A 1,121-nucleotide genomic window follows, 5' to 3' on the forward strand; every position below is an offset into this window, starting at 1 on the left:
AGAGGGCGTCTGGTTCGCGTAGTTCGTGAGTGATTGCGTTTTATGTGTATCGCCAGGTGGGGGTGGTTTCGTCGGTTGCTCGTTTGGCGAGGTTGGCGATGGCTGCGATACGGATCATGCTCTCGGAGTGTTCGGGCTTGGTCTCGTAGTCGCGGGCGAGGCGGCGGTGCATCATGATCCACCCGAAACTGCGCTCCACCACCCAGCGTCGCGGGAGCACGGAGAAGCCTTTGACCTGCGTGTTCCGTGGCACAACGTCGACATCGATGCCGAGTTGGGCGCCGTGTTCGATGGCCTGGTTCTTGTAACCGGTGTCGACCCAGGCCTTGGTGATCGTGGGGTGGGTGGCTGCGGTACGGGTCAGGAGATGCTTGCCGGCCTCGTTGTCGGAGACGCCGGCCGCGGTGACCATGACCAGCAGCAGGAGCCCCAACGTGTCGGTGACGATGCTGCGTTTACGGCCGACGATCTTCTTGCCGGCGTCGATGCCCTGCGTGCTGGCGGGGACGGTGTGGGCGGTCTTCACGCTCTGGGAGTCAATGACGCAGGCGGTGGGTTCGGGGTCGCGCCCTTCCATCTCGCGCACCAGCCGGTGCAGGCGGAGGCCGAGCTTCTCGACGGTGCCGTCGGCAGTCCAGGCGCTGAAGTGGGAGAAGACGGTGGTGTGAGCTGGGAAGTCGTGCGGCAGGTAGCGCCAGGCGATGCCGGTGCGGTTGACGTAGAGGATCGCGTTGAGGACTTCCCGCAGGTCGGCGACCCTGCCGCCGAGGTTGAGCGAGGTCTTCTGCCGCTCAGCCCGCCAAGCCGTCAGTGTGGGTTCGATCAGGGCCCAACGGGCGTCGGACAGATCGGACGGGTAGGGCTTGCGGGGCATCTGCGACGTCATGGCAACACTGATACGGCCCGGAGCCGGGGGCGTACATCGCTCGACCGGGCGACTTGAGCTGACCGTTCCGGGCAATTTCGAACCGGACAGGAGCTGTCGGGGCAGAACGGGATGACACGCGGGAGCGGTCAGGAGCACTGGCCTCGCACATTCGCCGTGAATAGGTACCAACCAGTTGATACTGGGTGCCCGACGAAACGCCTAAATCTGCACGTAACCGACAAGAACATCCTCT

The 1,121-nt window shown here is 64.3% G+C and carries 1 protein-coding gene; it reads right to left on the reverse strand.

Annotated elements, in window-relative coordinates; translation table 11 throughout:
- Window positions 1–40 precede the first annotated feature (40 nt).
- Window positions 41–886 carry an IS5 family transposase gene (locus ACH4EB_RS38715; RefSeq protein WP_398353239.1) on the reverse strand — a complete coding sequence of 282 codons (846 nt, stop codon included), beginning with the start codon at window positions 884–886 and terminating at the stop codon, window positions 41–43.
- Window positions 887–1,121 lie beyond the last annotated feature (235 nt).

This window comes from Streptomyces sp. NPDC018045 (genome assembly GCF_044327445.1).
In the GTDB taxonomy this organism is placed as follows: domain Bacteria; phylum Actinomycetota; class Actinomycetes; order Streptomycetales; family Streptomycetaceae; genus Streptomyces.